17 protein-coding genes are annotated in these 21,327 nt (G+C 67.9%); 4 read left to right on the top strand and 13 right to left on the bottom strand.

Going from position 1 to position 21,327, the window contains the following annotated elements; translation table 11 throughout:
* Positions 1-185: 185 nt before the first annotated feature.
* The 7 genes from QZM15_RS12340 to QZM15_RS12370 form a co-directional block, all read right to left on the bottom strand.
* The gene (locus tag QZM15_RS12340; protein WP_124659180.1) at positions 186-1,376 is read right to left on the bottom strand and encodes an HlyD family efflux transporter periplasmic adaptor subunit; all 1,191 of its coding nucleotides are present in this window, start codon (positions 1,374-1,376) and stop codon (positions 186-188) included.
* 7 nt (positions 1,377-1,383) lie between these two features.
* A complete protein-coding gene (locus tag QZM15_RS12345) occupies positions 1,384-3,237 on the bottom strand; it encodes an efflux transporter outer membrane subunit (protein ID WP_367033671.1) in 1,854 nt (617 codons plus the stop codon).
* Positions 3,238-3,239: 2 nt separating this feature from the next.
* Positions 3,240-4,178 carry a glycosyltransferase family 2 protein gene (locus QZM15_RS12350; RefSeq protein WP_302106475.1) on the bottom strand — a complete coding sequence of 313 codons (939 nt, stop codon included), beginning with the start codon at positions 4,176-4,178 and terminating at the stop codon, positions 3,240-3,242.
* 9 nt (positions 4,179-4,187) lie between these two features.
* Positions 4,188-5,780 carry a DHA2 family efflux MFS transporter permease subunit gene (locus QZM15_RS12355; RefSeq protein WP_302106476.1) on the bottom strand — a complete coding sequence of 531 codons (1,593 nt, stop codon included), beginning with the start codon at positions 5,778-5,780 and terminating at the stop codon, positions 4,188-4,190.
* Positions 5,777-7,060, bottom strand: a complete 1,284-nt coding sequence (locus QZM15_RS12360) for a glycosyltransferase (protein WP_059583220.1) — start codon at positions 7,058-7,060, stop codon at positions 5,777-5,779. The genes QZM15_RS12355 and QZM15_RS12360 overlap by 4 nt, the downstream gene beginning before the upstream one ends.
* A gap of 16 nt (positions 7,061-7,076) precedes the next feature.
* Positions 7,077-7,646, bottom strand: a complete 570-nt coding sequence (locus QZM15_RS12365) for an isoprenylcysteine carboxylmethyltransferase family protein (protein ID WP_060011980.1) — start codon at positions 7,644-7,646, stop codon at positions 7,077-7,079.
* Between the two features lie 67 nt (positions 7,647-7,713).
* Positions 7,714-8,616, bottom strand: coding sequence for an alpha/beta fold hydrolase (locus QZM15_RS12370; protein WP_226290735.1), 903 nt, complete (start codon positions 8,614-8,616; stop codon positions 7,714-7,716).
* 719 nt (positions 8,617-9,335) lie between these two features.
* Between QZM15_RS12370 and betI the strand changes: the two genes are divergently transcribed.
* From betI to betA, 3 genes are read left to right on the top strand one after another with little or no spacing between them, the layout of a single operon-like run.
* Positions 9,336-9,920 (top strand): transcriptional regulator BetI, encoded by a 585-nt coding sequence (gene betI, locus QZM15_RS12375; protein WP_059583223.1) that lies wholly within the window; start codon positions 9,336-9,338, stop codon positions 9,918-9,920.
* Positions 9,921-9,952: 32 nt separating this feature from the next.
* Positions 9,953-11,422 (top strand): betaine-aldehyde dehydrogenase, encoded by a 1,470-nt coding sequence (gene betB, locus QZM15_RS12380; protein ID WP_059583225.1) that lies wholly within the window; start codon positions 9,953-9,955, stop codon positions 11,420-11,422.
* A 16-nt stretch (positions 11,423-11,438) separates the two neighbouring features.
* Entirely contained in the window at positions 11,439-13,139 is a 1,701-nt protein-coding gene (gene betA, locus QZM15_RS12385) for a choline dehydrogenase (RefSeq protein ID WP_059583226.1), read from the top strand.
* A 74-nt stretch (positions 13,140-13,213) separates the two neighbouring features.
* Here betA and QZM15_RS12390 read toward each other — a convergent pair whose 3' ends face one another.
* The 6 genes from QZM15_RS12390 to QZM15_RS12415 form a co-directional block, all read right to left on the bottom strand.
* Entirely contained in the window at positions 13,214-14,329 is a 1,116-nt protein-coding gene (locus QZM15_RS12390; protein WP_302106477.1) for a hypothetical protein, read from the bottom strand.
* Positions 14,330-14,567: 238 nt separating this feature from the next.
* A complete protein-coding gene (locus QZM15_RS12395) occupies positions 14,568-15,071 on the bottom strand; it encodes a hypothetical protein (RefSeq protein ID WP_059642351.1) in 504 nt (167 codons plus the stop codon).
* Between the two features lie 121 nt (positions 15,072-15,192).
* Complete coding sequence (locus QZM15_RS12400) at positions 15,193-16,017, bottom strand: OmpW family protein (protein WP_059583231.1); 825 nt, start codon at positions 16,015-16,017, stop codon at positions 15,193-15,195.
* 73 nt (positions 16,018-16,090) lie between these two features.
* Positions 16,091-17,344, bottom strand: coding sequence for a DUF2957 domain-containing protein (locus QZM15_RS12405; protein WP_302106478.1), 1,254 nt, complete (start codon positions 17,342-17,344; stop codon positions 16,091-16,093).
* A 71-nt stretch (positions 17,345-17,415) separates the two neighbouring features.
* A complete protein-coding gene (locus QZM15_RS12410) occupies positions 17,416-19,026 on the bottom strand; it encodes a DUF2957 domain-containing protein (protein ID WP_059583235.1) in 1,611 nt (536 codons plus the stop codon).
* A gap of 631 nt (positions 19,027-19,657) precedes the next feature.
* The gene (locus QZM15_RS12415) at positions 19,658-19,954 is read right to left on the bottom strand and encodes a cupin domain-containing protein (RefSeq protein WP_059583237.1); all 297 of its coding nucleotides are present in this window, start codon (positions 19,952-19,954) and stop codon (positions 19,658-19,660) included.
* 425 nt (positions 19,955-20,379) lie between these two features.
* On the opposite strand from QZM15_RS12415, the gene QZM15_RS12420 reads away from it, so the two are divergent.
* The gene (locus QZM15_RS12420; RefSeq protein WP_059642345.1) at positions 20,380-21,324 is read left to right on the top strand and encodes an ABC transporter ATP-binding protein; all 945 of its coding nucleotides are present in this window, start codon (positions 20,380-20,382) and stop codon (positions 21,322-21,324) included.
* Positions 21,325-21,327: the final 3 nt, after the last annotated feature.

The raw sequence follows: 21,327 nt of genomic DNA on the forward strand, positions 1-21,327 counted from the left end.
TGCTGTTCGAGAGTAGTCCGGGAGGCAGGGGCGCCGATGTCTCAAACGCGACATGCGTTTGATCGGCGCCGACATCGATGGCGGAAATACGAAAGTCGGGCGGGAAACGACGGGGACGCCCCAGGTGAGAAACGCACCGGGGTCGGACCAGCCGTCGCGGCCTGCCGCCGCCGCGACGGCGGGCGCTACCCGCGCTGATTCTCGCGGATGATCGCGGCGGCGGCGGCCTCCGCGTCGCTCGCGACGCCGTCGTGCACGCGCGTGCTGACGGCCGGCGTCGGCGGCTCGCTGTCGAGCGCGTGGCCGTTGCGGTCGTGCGTGTCGACCGTCGCGCGCATCGACAGCCCGACGCGCAGCGGATGCGCGGCGAGGTCGCGCGGATCGAGCGCGATCACGACCGGCACGCGCTGCACGACCTTGATCCAGTTGCCGGCCGCGTTCTGCGACGGCAGCATCGAGAACGCGCTGCCCGTGCCCGCCGAGAAGCCCTGCACGCGGCCGCGATAGGCGACGCGCGAGCCGTAGAGATCCGACACGACCTCGACCGGCTGCCCGACGCGCATGTGGCGAATCTGCCCTTCCTTGAAATTCGCCTCGACCCACAGCCGGTCGAGCTGCACGATCGACATCAGCGGCACACCGGGCCCGACTTGCTGGCCGACCTGCACCGAGCGCTGCCCGATCGTGCCGTCGACCGGCGCGACGATCGTCGTGCGCTTCAGGTTCCGGTACGCGAGCTTGAATTGCGCGGCCGCCTGCACGACGGCCGGGCTTTCGTCGACGGGAAGCTTGCTGCCGAGCGCGCGCGCCGCGTCGAGCTGCGCCTGCGCGGCCGCGAGGTTCGCCTGCGCGCCGGCCACCGCCGCGCGGGCCCGCGCCAGTTCTTCGGGCGCGACGATTTCGACCGATGCGCCCGAGCGCGCGGCCAGCGCGCGCTGCGCCAGCGACAGGTCGGCGCGGCGCGCATTCACGGCCTCGACGTACATCGTGTTCGAGATCTTCGCGTTCGCGACCTGCCGCACCGCCTGCGCGAGCTGCGCCTTCGCCTGCGCGAACGCGACGGACGCCTCGGTGTCATCGAGCTTCACGAGCGTCTGCCCCGCGCGCACGGCCTGCGTATCGGCGACCTGCACGTCGGTCACGGTGCCCGGAATCTGCGCGGCGACCTGCACGATGCTGCCCGCGACGTACGCGTCGTCGGTGTCTTCGTCATAGCGGGCGCTCGACAGCCAGTACGCGACCCACGCGATCGCGGCCAGCAGCACGATCGCGAGGAACACGGTGAAGCGCTTGCGGCGCGTCGCGCGGCGTGCGTCGAGGGCCGGGTCGTTCAGCGCGGCCGGCGGCGCGGCGGAATGAAGGTTGTCGTGGTGCATCAGTTCATCAGTCGCTCTGCGTGACGATCAGACGATCGTGCTGGAACACGGGAATCGCGGGCATCGGCGCCGGGCCCGACATCGGACTCGCCGAGGCCGTACGTGCGAGAACGGGGGTGCCACGCGGCGTCGCGTCGGAGTGGGTCGCACCGACCGTGGACGGGCGCGTGGTGTCGTCGCGTCGTGCGGATTCAGGCGTGGACACGGCCCTCGTCGTGGCGGCGGCCGGTGAAACCGTGGCGCTCCGCGCGGGCGAGTCGTTCGACGGGCCGGCTACCGCTACCCGGTTCGCGGCCACGGCGGCCGGCGCGCCGCGTCCGGCCGCCGCCCCGCTGCGCGCCCGCCGCACGGCCGGCGCTTGCGCCTGCGCGACCGTTGCGCCCGCATCGAACCCGCCGCCCAGCGCACCGATCAGCCCGACGCGCAGCGTCCGCTGCTTGCCGAGCAACGCGATCATCTGCGCGCGCTCGTCGATCAGCGTGAGATCCGCGACATCGACGTCCTTCTGCATCAGCACGCCGCGCCGATGCCGGTCCGCCGCGATCTGCACGATCTTCTGCGCGGCCGCGACCGCATCCTGCTGCTGCGCGACGAGCGTCTGCGACGTCTGCAGCGACGTGACGAGTTGCGCGACCTGCCCGAGCGCGTCGTCGACGGTCTTGTTGTACAGCCCGATCGCGACGTCGGCCTGCGCGACGTCCGCGCCGAGCTTGGCCTTCAGCCGGCCGCGATCGAAGATCGGCAGCGAGATCGCGGGGCCGACGGAGCCGGCGAGCGAATCGCGCGAGAACAGCGACGCGGGCGTCAGCGCGAACACGCCGCCGAGCGCGACGAGGTTCACATCCGGATAGAACTGCGCGCGCGTCGAATCGGCGTTCGCGAACGCGGCCTCGACCCGCAGCCGCGCGGCGACGATGTCGGGCCGGCGGCCGAGCAGATCGGCCGGCAGCCGGGCGGGCAGCCCGCCGCCCGCGAACGCGCCCACGCGCGGCCGCTGCAGCGCGAGCCCGCGCTCCGGGCCACGGCCCGACAGCACGCCGAGTTGCAGTTGCGCGAGCTTGATCTGCTCGTCGTTCAGCGCGATCTGTTCGAGCAGGCGGCTGCGCTTGATCGCCGCGTCGCTCGCGTCGTACGCATTGTCGAGGCCACGCGCGGTGCGCTCGCGCAGCACGGCCGTCACGCGCTGGCTGATCTTCAGCTTCTGCTGCAACAGGTCGCGCACCGCATACGCCTGATCGAGCTGGCAATACACGGTGACGATCGCGACGGCCAGCGTGAGCCGCACCTGTTCGGCCTCGACGCCGGCGGCGTCGCGCAACGACATCAAGCTCTTCGTCGCCGCGCGGTTCTTGCCCCACAGGTCGAGCTGGTAGTTCAGTCCGACGAAGATCGACGACGGCGACACGTTCGGATCGCCGAAAATCTGCACCGGCACGCGATAGCCGCCGGCCGTCACGTCGGCGATGTCGCCGGGCTTCGGCATCCGCGCGCGGCTGATCGTCGCGCCGGCCGTGCCCGTCAGCCCGGTCAGCGAATCGAACTGCTGAAGCTGCGCCTGCGCGATGCGCAACCGCGCCTGTGCAACCTGCACATCGGGACTGTTCCGCGACGCCTCGGCCACCAGGTCGTCGAGCTGCGGATCCTGTAGCTGCTTCACCCAGTCGGGCGCCGGCCACGCGCCGTTTGGGCCGGGGCCGGCGGTATGCACGAGCGCATCGTCGGCCGGCGCGCGCAGCGACAGCGACGGCAGGAAGCCCGACGGCACGCATCCGCTCAACGCGAGCAATGCCGCGGCGGCCGCGATCATCGCGCCGCCCTTCACGCCACGCGGCGAACGCGCCGCTTGCTTCATCCGACGCATCGTCACCCCTGCCGAACGCGCTGCGCCCGCGCGGCCAGACGCGGCCGCGTGCGCTCGAGCGGGCCGAGCCGGCCGAACAGGCCGTCCGCGACGCCGAACAGGATGCCGGCCAGCTTCGCGCGCTTGTCGCGCTCGACGAGCGCGATCTGCACCACCTGCCACACGGTCAGCAGGTTCGGCACGAGCGCCACCGGAAAACGCAGCCCGTACTGCATCCCGAGCTGCACCGCATTGCGCGCGCTGTAGTAGCGCCGTTGCCACGAATGGTTCATCGACGTCATTTCAAACGGGCCGATCGCATGCCGCCGTTTCGCGCCGATCCGGTGCGACAGCACAAGCGACGGCACGACATAGAGCGGCACGTTGCGCGACAGCGCGCGGAAGCTGTATTCGGTATCGACGTGATCGATGAACAGCGTCTCGTCGAAGCGGCCAAGCACGTCGAACGCATCGCGCGACACGACGCAGCCCGATGAAATCAGGAACGCGCAGCGCTGCATCGGCGCGCCCGGCTCGATGCGCAGGCGGCGCAGGCCGATGCCGTTCGTCGCGAGTTCCGGCAGGAAGCTGCGCGCGTTCTCGTCGAAGATGCGCGGGCCGGCGAGGAACGCGCGCCCGGCAAGCCCCGCGCAGACCTCGCGCATCGTCGGGAAATACGCGGCCGGCACCGACGAATCCTGGTCGAACAGCGCGACCGCATCGACGCGGTCGCGAAACAGCGCCGCGAGCCCCGCGTTGTACGCGCCCGCGATGCCGCCGCGATTGCCGTGATGCAGCAGCGCGATGCCTTCACGCGCACACAGGTCGCGCACCCGTGCATCGGCCTGCGGCGTGTTGTCGACGACGAGCAGCGCATCGCACGCGTGCCGCCACGCGCGCAGCGCGTCGAGCTGTGCGTCGCTGGGGTGATACAGGATCACGAGTGCGCCGAGTGTCGTCATGGTCTCGCCTCAATGTCCGAACGATGCGGCCGCGCCGCGTTTCGGCCGCGTCAGCCACATCATCGCGGCGAGCGCGAGACACGTCATGCTCGCCATCCAGAACATGTCGTTGGTCGCCATCATGTAGGCCTGCTGCATCACGACGTGATGCAGCGTCGTCAGCTCGCGCACGCCGTCCACGCCCATCGCGTTCAGCGCATGCACGAAGCGTTGCGTGTTCGCCGACGCATGCGTGACCGATTGGGACACGACGTCGTAGTGATAGGTCGCGCGGTTGTCCCACAGCGTCACGCTCATCGCGGTGCCGAACGCGGCCGACAGCGTGCGCAGGAAATTCGACAGGCTCGACGCGGCGGCGAGCCGGTCGTCCGGAATGCGCGACAGCGTCGCGGCGGTCAGCGGAATGAAGAAGCACGGCAGCCCGATCCCCTGGATCAGCCCGGGTGCTGCGATCTGCGCGAACGTCATCTTCAGCGTGAAATGCGCGTCCCACGCGAGCACGGCCGCGAACACGAGAAAGCCGAACGTCGCGAGCACGCGAGCGTCGAAACGGTGCGCATGCAGCCCGACGAGGATCGAGAACACGAGCGCGAGCACGCCGAGCGACGCGGTCGCGAGCCCCGCATGAAACGCGTTGTAGCCCATCACGGCCTGCATCCACAGCGGAAACACCACGCCGACCACGGAGAAGCTCATCATGCCGAGCGAGATGATCAGCACGCAGAACGAGAACGTGCGGTCGCGAAACAGGCTCAGGTCGACCACCGGATGCGCTTCGCCCGCTTCCCAGATCAGCAGCGACACGATCGCGAGCGCCGCGACCACCGCGAGCGTGACGATCAGCGGCGAATCGAACCAGCCGCGGTCGTGGCCGAGATCGAGCATCGCCTGCAGCGAGCCGACGCCGATCACGAGCAGCACGATGCCCGGCACGTCGATCGGGCCGGCCGCGCCGCGCTGCGCGTCGGGGCGCAGCATCGCGGTGCACACCGCGAACGAGAACAACCCGATCGGCAAGTTGATCAGGAAGATCCACGGCCACGAAAAGTTGTCGACGATCCAGCCGCCGACCACCGGCCCGAAGATCGGCGCGAGCAGCACCGTCATCGCCCATAGTGCGAGCGCGATCGTACGTTTGGCCGGAGGAAAGGTGCGCAGCAGGATCGTCTGCGACAGCGGCACCATCGGCCCCGAACACAGGCCCTGCAGCGCGCGGCAGATCACGAGCACGTGCAGGTCGCGCGCGAGCCCGCACATCAGCGACGTCAGCGTGAACAGCAGCACCGCGCCGACGAACAGCCGCAGTTCGCCGACGCGGCGTGCGAGCCAGCCGGTGAGCGGCACGGCGATCGCGGCCGCGACCGAATACGAGCTGATCACCCACGTGCCCTGGCTGTTCGATACGCCGAGACTGCCGGAGATCGCCGGCACCGCGACGTTCGTCACGGTCGAGTCGAGCACTTCGATGAACGTCGCGAGCGACAGCGCGAACGTCAGCAGCGCGAGCCGGATGCCGCGCACCGGCTGCGCGGGCGGCGCGGGCGGCACGTCGAACGCCGGCGGCGCGGCGGCCCCGTCGTGAAGCGGCGACGCGGCGCTCATGCGCCGGCCACCGCGACATCGGCCCGCGCGGCCGCTCGTCCGCGCTTCGGCACGAACCGTTCGATGAAATCGGCGGCCGCGCCGCAGCCGTCCGGCGCGGCCGCGAGCAGCGCACGCGTGCGCTCCGCATGCACCGCGAACGCGGGTTCGTCGAGCACGCGCGCGAGCGCCGCGCCGAGCCGCGCGCCGTCGAGCGGGCCGTCGACACGCACGCCGCAGCCGTTCGCGACGACGCGTTGCGCGTTGTCGAACTGATCGTGCGCGAACGGCGTGACGACCTGCACGATGCCGGCTTCGCACGCGAGCGCCGCCGTGCCGATCCCGCCGTGATGCACGAGCGCGCGGCAACGCGGCAGCAGCGTGCGCATCGGCACGAAGCGGCGCACGAGCAGCCGGTCGCCGTCCTGCGCCGCATCGTGCGGCGTCAGCAGGATGCCGCGCGCGCCGGTCGCGCGCAGCGCGTGCGCCACCGCGCGCGCATAGGCCGCATGATCGACGAGCGTCGAACCGGCCGTGAACACGACCGGGGCTTCGCCGGCCGCGAGAAACGCATCGAGTGCCACATCGTCGTCGGGTGTCGCGATATCGTTGAACAGCGGAAAACCGCTTTGCAGATGATTCGACGGCCAGTCGGGCTGCGGCGGCGCGAACCAGCCGGGAAACAGACACAGCACGCCGTCGGTCGAATGCAGCCAGCGGCCGAGCACGCGCCGCGCGGGCGCCAGCCCGAGCCCGCGGCGCACCGCGTCGAGCGCCGGGCCGCACACGCGGTCCAGCACCTGGCGCTCGATCAGCGTCATCAGCGCCGATTTCACCGGCAACGGCCAGCGCGCGGGTATCGTCAGGCGCGGGTGGGTCGGCGGTGCATGCGCGGACAGCAGCGTCGACGGCGACACCTGCACCGACACGTACGGCGTGCCGTGCAGCTCCTGCATGAAGCGCGCGGAGAACGCCCACAGCGTGCCGACCAGCACCGTGTCGGCATCGGTCAGCGCGCGCAGCGTGTCGTAATGCGGGCGCAGCGTCGGCGCGATCACCTGCCACAGCGTGCGGAACGACGTCCGCGGATCCCACAGCGCCGGGTTCGCCATCGCCGCGTCGTAGTCGGCCGCGGTGCCGACCGGCACGAACGCGAAGCCGCAGCGGCGCACGGCTGCCTCGAACGGCGCATGCGTGCAGAACACGACCTCGTGGCCGCGCGCGGCGAGCGTGCGCGCGATGCCGAGCAGCGGATGCACGTCGCCCGCCGAACCGATCGCGGTCACGATCATCTTCGCCATCGCGCGCCTCGCGGGGTCAGTAGAAGCCGGGGATCAGCGCCGCGACCTCGCGGCGGTACTGCGTATAGGCCGGCCCGAAATGCCCGGTCAGCCAGCTCTCCTCGACGCGCACCTTGTACGCGAGCGACGCGAACACCAGCAGCACGCCGATCGCGCCGCGCCATTCGCCGCCGATCAACGCGGCGCCGACCAGCGCGATCAGGCAGCCGGTGTAGATCGGGTGACGCACGAGCGCATACGGCCCCGTACGGACGAGTTCGTGGTTTTCCTTCAGCGTGACCGACACGCTCCAGTTCGTGCCGAGGTGCAGCCGCGCCCACACCGAGAACAGCAGGCCGGCCACCAGCACCGCGAGCCCGCACTGCGCCTGCAGCCCGAAGCGCTGCCAGTCGGGCGTGAGCGCCTGCCACGACGGATCGGGCAGGATGATCAACGCGCCGCCCACGATCAGCGGAATCGACTGCAGCGTGCGCGAGCGCGACGCCTCCTTGCGCACGGTCGTCTTGACGCCCTGCGACGTGGCGATCCAGTACGCGAGCCACGCGGCCCACGGAACGACGATGGCGATGGTCTGAACGATATTCACGGCTGGCCTGCCTCGTTGGGATGGGAATTCGGATGCGCGGGACGCGCCCGCTGCACGACGGATGGCGTCACGACGAAAGCGCATGCATCGGCGCGGGCACGCACGCGTGCGCGGCGGCACGTGCGACGCCGGCCGCGGCAGATGCCTCGCCGCAGAAGAACTCGAGCAGCGCGGTACGGGTGGATTCGCGCTGCGCCCGGCCTTCGATGTCGAGGAAGTGGCCCGCGTCCGGCACCGTCGCGAACCGCGCGCGCGCCACGTGCGCGCCGAGTTGCCGCACGTCGGCCGGCGTCGTGTATTCGTCGCGCTCGCCGTTCAGGAACAGCAGCTCGCAGCCGATGTTCGCGAACTCGCTGAAATAGCGCTCGGGCTGCAGCGACAGGATCTGGTCGACGTGGAACGCGACCTGGTCCTGCTCGTCGCGCGGCAGGCGCGTGAGATACCGGTAGTTGTACAGCTTCATGATGCGCGGCAGATAGCGGCCGACGGTGTCGTTCAGCAACTGCGCGGCCTTCAGGTTCTCGCCGGCCGCGATGTGATCGCGGGCGCGCGTCACGTAGTCCACCATCGCGTCGTTCAGGAACGGCGAGAACGAACAGATCGCCGCGCGCCGCACGCTCGGGCAGCCGCGCGCGAGCGCGAACAGCGACGCGACGCCGCCCCACGACACCGACACGAGGAACGCCGGCGCGAAGCGCTCGACCAGGTACTGGAGGATCGCGGCTTCGTCGTCCTTGGTCAGGATGGCGCAGCCGGGGTTGTGCTGCCGCGACTGCCCCGCATACGGCAAATCGAAGCAGATCGTGTTCATCCGCTCGCCGAGATACTGGACGGTCTGGCCAAACGACGCGGTCGTCGCGAGCGCGCCGTTGACGAGCATCGCCGTGTCGAAGGCCGGGTCGAACACGTTCCGTTCGACGTAGACCTTCAGACCATTCGGCAGCGGGACCACGTGTTTTTCGGTCGGCATCGTCGTTCTCCGGTGAGTGCGGCGTCTCGACGTCGCGGCATGCTGCAGGTGCACAATGGCCGGCGCCGGGTCCGTGCGCGATCGATCGACGCGCGATTGCCGACGCACCGCGGCAATCGCGCGCGGCGCCATTCATTCCTCGTGGTGCGGCGCCATACTAATACGGCCCACATTGCCCACTCAAGTCATTCCAAAAATCCCTCTACTCGGCCATGAAATACGCCGAATTCAAATTGATTTATCGATTTCTATGGTATGCGGAATCCATCCGAGGACGATCGCAATCGTTTGCGCGCAACGCTTCCTAGCGTCGAAAAATTGACATTTGTACTTATTTTTCAACTACTTATTGAGTTTAAATCGCCGAATTCAAACGGATTTCACAAAACCGCACGCATTCACAATCCGATTTGGCAATTTCACATCGTGAATAATATTACAGACCTCGACATTCTTTCTCCTTGTAATGAAATCGAGCGCAGAAACGGTCCTCCGCATTGCATCATTTTTTCACAGCGCGTTTTAAACAGATTCAAATTTAATTAACCTTCTTTCAATGCGTTTTTCCGCACCCGCACATGGCTCCGGGCGTGACGAGTCGTTCCGTTTGGAACAGGGCCCGCCGTTCAGCCCCGATTTTTTGTTGATTGAACAATCAATAAAAAACCGCTAAGCTCTCGACTTCCATCAACGGCCCGTCCGGGCGAAGGGGAGTCGCGATGCCGAAAGTCGGAATGCGGGAGATACGCCGCGCCCAGTTGATCGATGCCACGTTGCGCTCGATCGACGAAGCGGGCCTGCCCGGCACGACGCTCGCATCGGTCGCGCAACGCGCGAACATCTCGACGGGCATCGTCAGCCATTACTTCGGCGACAAGGACGGACTGCTCGAAGCGACGATGCGGCACGTGCTGCGCGACCTCTGGTCGGCCACCACGCGCCGCCGCGCCGCCGCACGCAAGGACCCGCGTTCGCGGTTGCGTGCCGTCGTCGCCGCGAACTTCGACGACACGCAGGTCAGCGCGCCGGTGATGAAGACATGGCTCGCGTTCTGGTCGCAGAGCATGCACGACCCGATGCTCAAGCGGCTGCAGCACGTCAACACGCGGCGCCTCCATTCGAACCTGTGCGCCGAATTCGCCAAGGCATTGCCGCGCACGAAAGCGCGCGAAGCCGCCAGCGGCCTCGCCGCGCTGATCGACGGCCTGTGGCTGCGCGGCGCGCTTGCCGGCGGCCCGATCGACACCCGAGCCACGTTGAAGCTCGCCCACGATTACATCGACCTGCTGCTCGCGTCCGACTGACGCGCCACGCAGTCGCCTACCAGGAGATCCTCATGTCCGTATACGGTTTGCAGCGCCTCTACATCGGCGGCGGTTACGTCGACGCCACCAGCGGCAAGACTTTCGACACCTTCGACCCGGCCACCGGCGAGCTGCTCGCGCAGGTGCAGCAGGCGAGCGCGGCCGACGTCGACCGCGCCGTTGCGTCCGCGCGGGAAGGCCAGCGCGAATGGGCGGCGATGACCGCGATGCAGCGCTCGCGCATCCTGCGCCGCGCGGTCGACCTGCTGCGCGAGCGCAACGACGAGCTCGCGGCGATCGAAACGCGCGACACCGGCAAGCCGATCGGCGAGACGCTCGCGGTCGACATCGTCACCGGCGCCGACGTGATCGAGTACTACGCGGGCCTCGCGACCGCGATCGAAGGGCTGCAGGTGCCGCTGCGCGCCGAGTCGTTCGTGTACACGCGCCGCGAACCGCTCGGCGTGTGCGCGGGCATCGGCGCATGGAACTACCCGATCCAGATCGCCTGCTGGAAGACGGCGCCCGCGCTCGCGGCCGGCAACGCGATGGTGTTCAAGCCCAGCGAAGTCACGCCGCTGACCGCGCTGAAGCTCGCGGAAATCTATACGGAAGCCGGCGTGCCGGCCGGCGTGTTCAACGTCGTGCAGGGCGACGGCTCGGTCGGCGCGCTGCTCACCGGCCACCCGGACATCGCGAAGGTGTCGTTCACCGGCGGCGTCGAAACCGGCAAGAAGGTGATGTCGCTCGCCGGCGCATCGTCGCTGAAGGAAGTGACGATGGAGCTCGGCGGCAAGTCGCCGCTGATCGTGTTCGACGATGCGGACCTCGACCGCGCGGCCGACATCGCGGTAACCGCCAACTTCTTCAGCTCGGGCCAGGTCTGCACGAACGGCACGCGCGTGTTCGTGCACCGCTCGATCAAGGACGCGTTCACGCAGAAGGTGCTCGAACGCGTGAAGCGCATCCGCGTCGGCAAGCCGACCGACGCCGACACCAACTTCGGCCCGCTCGTGTCGGCCGCGCAGCTCGACAAGGTGCTCGGCTTCATCGAAAGCGGCAAGGCCGAAGGCGCGAAGCTGCTCGCGGGCGGCACGCGTCTGACCGATGGCCACTTCGCGAACGGCCAGTACGTCGCGCCGACCGTGTTCGGCGATTGCCGCGACGACATGAAGATCGTGCGCGAAGAGATTTTCGGGCCGGTGATGAGCATCCTCGATTTCGAATCGGAGGACGAAGTGATCGCCCGTGCCAACGACACGCACTATGGCCTCGCGGCCGGTGTCGTGACCGAGAACCTGTCGCGCGCGCACCGCACGATCCATCGCCTCGAAGCGGGCATCTGCTGGATCAACACGTGGGGCGAATCGCCGGCCGAGATGCCGGTTGGCGGATACAAGCAATCCGGTGTCGGACGCGAGAACGGCATCACGACGCTCGAGCACTACACTCGAATCAAGTCGGTGCAGGTCGAGCTCGGCCGCTACAACCCGGTGTTCTAATACAAGGAGAGCCGTCATGACGACACGCGAATACGACTACATCATCTGCGGCGCAGGTTCCGCGGGCAACGTGCTCGCGACGCGCCTGACGGAAGATCCGAACGTCACGGTGCTGCTGCTCGAAGCGGGCGGCCCCGACTACCGCTTCGACTTCCGCACGCAGATGCCGGCCGCCCTCGCCTACCCGCTGCAGGGCCGCCGCTACAACTGGGCATACGAGACCGATCCCGAGCCGCACATGGACAACCGCCGAATGGAATGCGGCCGCGGCAAGGGGCTCGGCGGCTCGTCGCTGATCAACGGGATGTGCTACATCCGCGGCAACGCGCTCGACTACGACAACTGGTCGACGCACAAGGGCCTCGAGAACTGGACGTATCTCGACTGCCTGCCGTACTTCAAGAAAGCCGAGACGCGCGACGTCGGCCCGAACGACTATCACGGCGGCAGCGGCCCCGTGTCGGTTACGACCAGCAAGCCGGGCGTGAACCCGCTGTTCGAAGCGATGGTCGACGCGGGCGTTCAGGCCGGCTATCCGCGCACCGACGACCTGAACGGTTATCAGCAGGAAGGCTTCGGGCCGATGGACCGCACCGTCACGCCGAAGGGCCGCCGTGCGAGCACCGCGCGCGGCTACCTCGACCAGGCGAAGATGCGGCCGAACCTCGAGATCGTCACGCACGCGCTCGCCGACCGCATCCTGTTCGACGGCAAGCGCGCGTCGGGCGTCACGTACCTGCGCGGCACCGAGCGCGCGACCGTGCATGCGCGCCGCGAAGTGCTCGTGTGCAGCGGCGCGATCGCGTCGCCGCAACTGCTGCAGCGCTCGGGCGTCGGCCCCGGTGCATGGCTGAAGGAACTCGACATTCCCGTCGTGCTCGATCTGCCCGGCGTCGGCCAGAATCTGCAGGACCACCTGGAGATGTACATCCAGTACGAGTGCAAGGAGCCGGTCTCGCTGTACCCGGCGCTCAAGTGGTGGAACCAGCCGAAGATCGGCCTCGAATGGATGCTGAACGGCACGGGCCTCGGCGCGAGCAACCACTTCGAGGCGGGCGGCTTCATCCGCACGCGCGACGACGACCCGTGGCCGAACATCCAGTATCACTTCCTGCCGGTCGCGATCAACTACAACGGCTCGAACGCGATCGAGATGCACGGCTTCCAGGCGCACGTCGGCTCGATGCGCTCACCGAGCCGCGGCCGCGTGAAGCTGCGCTCGCGCGACCCGAACGATCACCCGAGCATCCTGTTCAACTACATGGCCGAAGCGCTCGACTGGCGCGAGTTCCGCGATGCGATCCGCGCGACGCGCGAGATCATGCGGCAGCCCGCGCTCGACCGCTATCGCGGCCGCGAGCTGAACCCGGGCGCCGACTGCAAGAGCGACAAGGAACTCGACGCATTCGTGCGCGCCCGCGCGGAAACCGCGTTCCATCCGTCGTGCTCGTGCAAGATGGGTTACGACGACATGGCGGTGGTCGATGAAGAAGGCCGCGTGCACGGGCTCGACGGGCTGCGCGTCGTCGATGCATCGATCATGCCGATCATCACGACCGGCAACCTGAACGCCCCGACGATCATGATCGCCGAGAAGATCGCCGACAAAATCCGCGGCCGCACGCCGCTCGCGCGGGTCGACGTGCCGTACTTCGTCGCGAACGGCGCACCGGCGCGCAATGTCGCGAAGGCCGTGCGGCAACCCGAGACCGTCTGATCGATCCAGCGCCCGCACCGGGCGCCGCGATACCCTCCCCCGCGGCTCGCGGCGTTCTCGCCCCGAGCCGCGTTTCATTGCGTCTTCCCGATTGCGCCGCCTGCCCGGGTTACGGAAACGCCCCGCATCCGTTTCGCGCGCACGATCGGGTTCCTGCGCGACGTCAGGCTCATCGCGTCGCGCAGGCGCTCGAACGCCGCATCGTCCTTCGGCCCGAAGCGGCTGACCGCCGGCCACGCGAGCACGTGATCAAGCCATTCCCGCCATGCGTCGCCATGGAAGCCGCGGCCGATTTCCCGCACCGTATCCGGCGCGGCGATCATGACGCCCGCCAGCAGGTAGTAGGCCCAGAAACTGCCGGCGCCTGTCAGTCGATCGAGCCGGCACACGGATAGCGCGGCGAACAGCCCGTCCACCGACGCAAGATCGGCGCGGTGCGTGCGGATCGCCCGCGCGACGAGGTTGTGCCGGCCGCCGTACGCCTGAACCGAAACGCCGTTGCCCGCGGCAAGTTCTGCCGAAAACATCGCGAATGCGGCCATCTCGTCGATGCGCGCCGCGTCGTCGCGCGGGCCGCATGCGCGCAGCACGATCGCGTCGATGACGGCGCCGGGACGAGTCGGCGCTTCCGTGCTCGTTGCCACGACCGCGGCGAGCCTGTCTCTCAGGTTCTTCGCATTGGGTGTCTCGCGCTGCCCGTCGGGTTCGCTCGCGAGGCGTGCGCCCGCCTCTTCGCCGCTGCATTCGACGCCATCGGCAATCCGTTCGAGCGCGGCCCAGCCGACGTCCGGATCGTCGAATGCGCAGGCATCGATCAGGCCGTGCGCGGTGTCGAATACGGCACGCGAGCCCGGGAAGCGACGTTCGGCTTCGGCGAGTTGCCGGACGGAAGGCACGTGCGAGCACGCGCCGAGCGGATCGGCCGGGTCGCATACGCAGCCGCCGCCATCGGTCGCGATCCACGGGACGAGCCGGTGCAGGGCCGCGGTCGCTTCGCGGGAGAGGCTCGCGCCAGTTCCCGCACGTCGCGCGTGCGACGCGACGACGGGCGGGTCGCCGGCGTCGCTCGCGGTCATCGCGCAGGCCGCCGTGTCGAGATGGTCGATCAGGTACTGCAGCCACGCGGCCGTGCGCAGCCGGTCGGGCGTCGCGCCGTGGGCATCGCCATACTTTGCTGGATCGGTAAGCATGGTTCCGGCCAATTGGAATAGTCTCGTTTCAATCGAATCGGGAGGCGCGGTGCGTCACGCCTGCCCTGCAGGTCCGCCCGTGCCGGATCTCGACACGGGCGGCCAACCGGTCGTCACGCGGATAAGCGCGACGACGCGAATACATCGAGGAAGCGAAAGCGACAACCCGCGTCCGAACCGCCCGATCCTCACGCACGGCCCTCCCGCGCGGCGGGTCCCCGCTTCGGTCGCGCGCCGCTTACTGCACGTGGAACTTCGGCGACGTCAGGATCGTGCCGCCCACCGTGCAGTCCGGCGTCAGCGTGGCGTTGTTGAACGTCAGCGACGAGTTCGCGTCGCTCCACGCCATCACGACCTTGCTCGGCCCGCACGTGCCGAGCAGCGTGACGTTCACCTTCACGTTGTTGATCGACAGTTGCGTCGTGCTGTCGGCCTGCCCCGTCCACGGCGACGTGCTGCTCGCGCTGCCGCTGATCAGGCCGCACGTCGCGCCGCCCGTGAACGTCGTCGAGGTGATGTTGACGATACCGGTCGACGTGATGGTGCCGTTGAACGTCGCATTGCAGGATGCGGTAATCGATCCCTTGCTGAGGTTCGTGAGCCCCGTCGCCGAGAACGGCTCGCCGTTCGGATTCATCGGTTGGCCGTCGGCGCGCGACACGGTGACGGCGAAAGCAGGCGCGGCCGAAACCGCGGTGAAAGCCACTGCAGCAACAAGCGATACGATTTTGCGAATGCTCATTTGAACTGCCCCCTCTCTTCACAAATGGCGGCACGCCGCCAGGAACGCGACCTTCCGGCCGGAACGATCCGGACAGTTGGTCACAGGAAGCCGCCGGCACGCGTCATGCGCGCCGGTCGGCTCAGAACTTGTAGGAAATCCCGACGAACGTGATCAACGGGTCGGCCTTCAACCGCGTGCGCGTGGTCGCGAGCGTCGAGCCGTCGGCCGCCTTGATCACGAGCGACGAGTAGGTCTTCAGCGGCATGTACGTCAGCGTCGCCGTGAGTCCCCAGTGCTTGTCGATCGCGTAGCTCGCGCCGACGTTGTAGACCGGCGTGAACGACGACGACGCCTTGCCCTCCACCGACGTCGCGCCCGGCTTGCCGGCGCCGGCCGCGAGCACGCTGCCGAGGTTCTCGTTGATGTCCTTCGCGAAGTTGCCGTTCAGTTCGATGTTGCTGAACCAGCTGTAGGCCACGCCGATCCCGACGAACGGGCGGAACCTCGCCGTCGGCGAATTGAAGTAGTACTGCAGGATGATCGTCGGGCTCCACTGCCGCGCATTCTTCACGGCCGGCTGGTTCGCCGACTTGTCCATGTCGACGTTGCCGAGCGCGCCGGCCGGGCCCGGCGGCTTGATCACGCCGTGGCCCGTCAGCGTGAACTCGGGCGGCACGCCGAGCACCGACGTCACCGCGATGTGGTCGGTGAAGAAGTGCGTGAGCGTGAGGCCGACCGTATCGGCGTTGTTGACCGTCAGGCTCGTGCCCGGCGACGTGAACGAACCGGGCAGACGCAGCGGCCCGTTGATCGGCATGTTCGCGAGATTCGTCGTGAGCCCGTTGGTCGAATCCTGCGGCATGATGTGCAGCCAGCCCAGCGTCGCGACGTTGTCGCCCGCCTGCTGGGCCGATGCGAGCGTCGACGCGCCTGCGACGACACCCGCGACAATCAGCTTCTTCATGAAGTCTCCCCCTCGTTCCGTCGGGGCGCCGCGTAGTCGCGCGCGGCGCCGCCATGTCTCCATCCACACGCGGTCACTGCACGAACGCGCCGACCGTGAAGTACGGGTTGCGCGTATCGGCCATGTCGAGGAACCCGAACACGCCGCCGGTGAACACGAACTTGCCGGTCGCCGGCCCCGACGCCGCGTCCGCATGCACGGTCGTCACGACGCCCGGCACCTTCTGCGTGTAGTCGAGGTTCAGCGCGCGCGTGAGCGCGGCCTGCGACGCGTTGAACGGATCGAGCAGCGTCGCCTGCGCACCGACGAGCGCGGTCGCGCGGTAGTTGAACGCGCTGTCCACGCCCGTGTACTCGCCGTCCTGCGAACCCTGCGCGATCGCCGTCCGCGGGCTCAGGAACGAGATGCCCGATTCGTCGTCCGCGCTCGGCGGGCCCTGCGTGAGGTCCGCGTTCGCGGCGCCGGTGCGGATGAAGATCGGCACGAGCTGGTTGCGCAGCTTGCCGACGATCAGGATCCCCTTGCCGGCCTTCGCCGGATCGAGCGCGGCGAGCGTCGGCGGAATCTGCGGCTGGTAGTTCAACGACTGGAACGCCGGCGCATCGGGGCGCAGCGTGAACGGCTGGTTCACGGTCGCGCTCGACGCAAGCGGCTGCCCGCCGTTCTTCTTGCCGAAGTTGTCGGTTTCCGTATAGCTGCCGTCCGCGTTGATCGTCACCGTCTGGTCGAGCGCCACCGGCTGGAAGTTCTGCGACGGCACCTGGTGATAGCCGAGCTGGTTGTACGTGCCGGCGATCTTCGTCAGATCGGTTTCCAGCGACGAGAAGCTGATGAACGGGTAGTACGGAAACGTCGTCTTCGGAATCTTGCCGACGCCGATCACGCCGTCGAACTGGATCGTCGCGCCGGGGATCGCGCCGCCCAGCACGCCTTCGCCGAGGAACAGCCGCGCGGGCCGGCTCGGGTCGAGGCTCGCGTTCTGCATCCGGAACGTGCACTGGTTCAGCTTCACCGTCGGCAGCCCCGTCTCGTCGGCCAGCGTGCCGTCGACCACGTTCGCCGGTGCGGTGTCCCGCGTCGGCTGCACGGTACCCGCGGCGGTCGGCACCGGCGATGCGAGGTAGGTCATCCGGTACGTCATCTTCGTCGTGTCGAGCTGTACTTTCACGAGCTCGCCCGACCCGGAGCCGCCGACGAACACCGTGTTGTAATCGATCGTCTGCGGGCACAGCCGGACCACCGGCGCGGGCGGCGGGTCGCCGTCGCCGCCGCATGCGGCCAGCACGGGCGCGAGCGACGCCGCGGCCATCCACTGTTTCACATTCATAGGAATCCTCTTGAAATTCGATTCGCCGGCGGCGACGCGTGCGCCGCCGGTGCTACGTGTTCAATGCGGGGTTACTGGACGAACGCGCCGACCGTGAAGAACGGATTGACCTTGTTGTTGTTGACGACCATCGCGTAGACGTTTCCGGCCGTCACGAGCCAGCCCGTGTCGCCCTTGCTGAAGATCGCCACGTTGCCGTTCGCGCCCTTCGCGTTGAAGTCCTGCGTGGCGGTCACCTTGATCTTGCCGGGCGTGGCCTGCGCATAGTCCAGCGCGAACTGCGAGGTGACCGACGACGTCTGCGGATCGATGAACGCCGCGGTATTGCCCTGGAACAGCGTGGACGTATAGTTCGCGGCCAGCGTCGACACGGCGGTACCGTCGTTGCAGCTTCCGGCTTCCGACATGAACACGCCGTTGACGAACGCACCAGGAAGGTCCGGGTGCGGGACGGACGGATCGAAGCTCGGCCGCGCCAGCGCGATCGCGTTCGGCTGCCCGTTGGAGGTCACGATGCCGCATGCCGATGCGCTGGTCGCGCCGATGTAGCCGCCCTTCAGCGAATTCGCCGCGATCGCGCTGGCCGACGACAGCATCGAGATCCCGACTTCGGCATCCGCGACCGACGCGAGCAGGTTGGTCGGATCGACGTGCGTGTAGCCGACACGAATCACGATCGGCACGCGTACGCCGTTCAGCTTGCCGACGATCATGATGCCCTTCGCCTGACTCGGCGCAATCACGAGCGATGCGCCCTGCCCCGCGACCGGATACACGAGCGTGCCGAACTGGTCCGGGACCGCGCTGCTCACGAACACGTTGTCGGCCGACCCGTCCGCGTTCTTGCGCAGCACCCACGGCGACCCGGTCGTCTGGCACGAGTAGTCGCTGCCCTGGGTAATCGTGCATGAGCCGTCCGCATTGAGCGTCTGGTTCCAGTTGACGACGTCCGGCTCCCAGCCGACCGGCCCGCTCGAGCTCTGGCCATTGCCGCCGAGCGGCGACAGATGAATGCCGACCTCGTTGTAGTTCCCCGCGACCTTCGAGAAGTCGGTTTCCGTTTCGACGAAGCCGATGAACGGATAGAAGTCGAACGTGCGCGACGGCACGGTGCCGAGGAACAGGCCCGGTACGATCTCGATGCCCGGGAACGCGATCGTCGCCCCCGGAATCCCGCCGCCCACCACGCCGTTGCCCACGAACAGCATCGGCGGATCCGCACGGTTGATCGTCACCGCATACGCGCCGTCGCTCGTCGCGCCACTGTCGAGCACGAACGCGCAGCGGTTCTGCTCGGCCGTCGGAAGATTGGTCGGATGGTGGAACGCGCCGCTGATCGTCAGGCCCGCGCGCGTGTCGTTGACTTGCCCTGCCGAGGTCGGCACCGACGATTCGATGAACTGCATCTGATAGGTGAGCTTCGTCGTGTCGAACTTCACCTTCACGTACTCGCCGCTGCCGGCGCCGCCCGTGTACGTCGTCGTGTAGTCGAGCGCGTCCGGACACAACTTCGTCACGACGGGCGGCGTCGTGTCGGCGCCGCTCGGCCCGCATGCGCTGCCCGAGCACTGCGGCACGGTGATCGGCCCCGGATCGTCGCCGCCGCCGCAACCGGCGACGAACGGCAGCGCCAGCACCGCACACGACAGGATCGCCTTCCGCCATTCAGGAATGCAAATCATCAACCCCTCCTTTTCAGGTACGACAAGTCTCGTCCGGCCGGGCTGCATGGCCCGCCGGTTGGTATCGCGCCGCCGCACGGACGCGCGGCGCATGATGGTGCGCGCATCGCCGCCGCGATGCCGTTCACGCACATGCGGCACACGCCGCGGCGGCGGACAAGCGCGCTCCCGCGGCGCCGTCATGCGGCACGGCGCCGTCGGAACGATCGAAACGGAAAGTGGCTTGGCCGCTGCGGCTTTGCCGCTACACGGCGAGGCGACGATGCAGGCACGCGATCCGCGGCGCGCCTGCATTCGGCGAAAAATCGGGAAACGGCAGTCCGGCTGGCCCGGCGGATAGGCGTCTCATGATGTGGTCTCCATACGTACGCTTGATTCGTTATCGTGATGCGTCGTTCGTCGAGACTATGATCGGACCATTCCCACAAGTAAATGGATGCAGAGTTCCAAACGAATGAACCCGCGCAATCCTAGCGTTTGTACGGTATTTAACAGATTTTCAAACGGCCTTCATTTTATTTGCTCAGACAAATACCCGGCCCGTGGAACGCGCGTTTGAACGGCAGCCGCCAATCCTCGCCGAGCCAAGCCGGCCGGCCCTGGGCGGCACGCACGCATGCTGCGGCGCAACTCACACGTCGATGATCGCGAGCGTGCCGTGGCTGCCGGGCAGCACCGCGTGGCGCGTGCCGGCGTGCGCGAGGTACATCTGCCCGGCCCCGACCACGACCGTTTCTCCGTCGACCTCGAGCATCAGCGTGCCGTCGAGCACCAGCAGCCCCTCGTTGTAGTCGTGCACTTCCGCTTGGTAAGGCTGCGCATCCATGCGCAATACCTTGATCCGGGCCGGCCCCACTTCGCCGACGATCGTGGATTTCCATGCGGCGGCCTGTGCGTCCGCCACGGATTTGAAATCGACCAAGGACATGCGCGCCGCTCCCTATCACGATGAAAGGAACGCATTATCGCGAGCGCCGCATGTGCCGTCCCGGTACGGCGCGAGGGCCGGCAGGCAGCACAGTCGGTCGGCATGTCGGGCAGCCACGCCGGGCGCGGCCCGATACACGGAAAAGAACCCCGATTGTTCGCATCTTTCAACTAAAACATCGAATCATTGGGAAATCCGCACGTAATCCACGCAAATCCAGCACCGCCGCTGCCCGACTTTTCCATCAGAATGCATTTCGATGTGCCGATTGCTAATATGGCGGTCCCGCGATCCCGCACCACCCTGCCGTTCGACATGACGCCCGTTCGCCATGCCGTTCCCGGTCCCGGCCGCTGCGCAGCGGCGGCGGCGCCGGGCACGCGCGGCGCCCGCCGTCGCACCGGGCGGCCGTGCCATCCGTGAGCATGCAACCGATCCTTTCCGTCTCCGACCTCTCCAAGACTTACGCGTCCGGCTTCCAGGCGCTGAAGCACGTGACCCTCGACATCCGCCCCGGCGAGATCTTCGCGCTGCTCGGGCCGAACGGCGCCGGCAAGACGACGCTGATCGGCTCGATCTGCGGCATCGTCACACCGACCGAAGGTCGCGTGACGGTCGGCGGCCACGACATCCGCGATCAATACCGCGCGGCCCGCGAAATGATCGGCCTCGTGCCGCAGGAGCTGACCACCGACGCGTTCGAAAGCGTCTGGGCCACCGTGTCGTTCAGCCGCGGCCTGTTCGGCAAGGCGCCCGATCCCGCGTACATCGAGAAGACGCTGAAGGCGCTGTCGCTGTGGGACAAGCGCGACAACAAGCTGATGACGCTGTCGGGCGGCATGAAGCGCCGCGTGATGATCGCGAAGGCGCTGTCGCACGAGCCGCGCATCCTGTTCCTCGACGAACCGACGGCCGGCGTCGACGTCGAGCTGCGCCGCGACATGTGGAAGCTCGTCGATTCGCTGCGCGAAAGCGGCGTGACGATCCTGCTGACCACGCACTACATCGAGGAAGCCGAGGAGATGGCCGACCGGATCGGCATCATCCTCGGCGGCGAGCTCGTGCTCGTCGAGGAAAAGCGCGAGCTGATGCGCAAGCTCGGCAAGAAGCAGCTGACCGTGCAACTCGAGCACCCGCTCGCGGAGGTGCCGCCGGCGCTCGCGCCGTTCGGGCTCGAGCGCGCGGAAGACGGCGCCGCGCTCGTCTATACGTACGATTCGCAGCGTGACGACGCGAGCATCGCGACGCTCATCAACGCGCTCGGCTCGGCCGGCATCGGCTTTCGCGACCTGCATACGACGCAGAGCTCGCTCGAGGACATTTTTGTCAGCCTGATCGACAACCGCCGCAACGGCGTGCAAGGAGCCTGACGC

Origin of the sequence: Burkholderia sp. AU44665 (genome assembly GCF_030504405.1) — a bacterium.
GTDB classification, from domain to species: Bacteria; Pseudomonadota; Gammaproteobacteria; order Burkholderiales; family Burkholderiaceae; genus Burkholderia; species Burkholderia semiarida.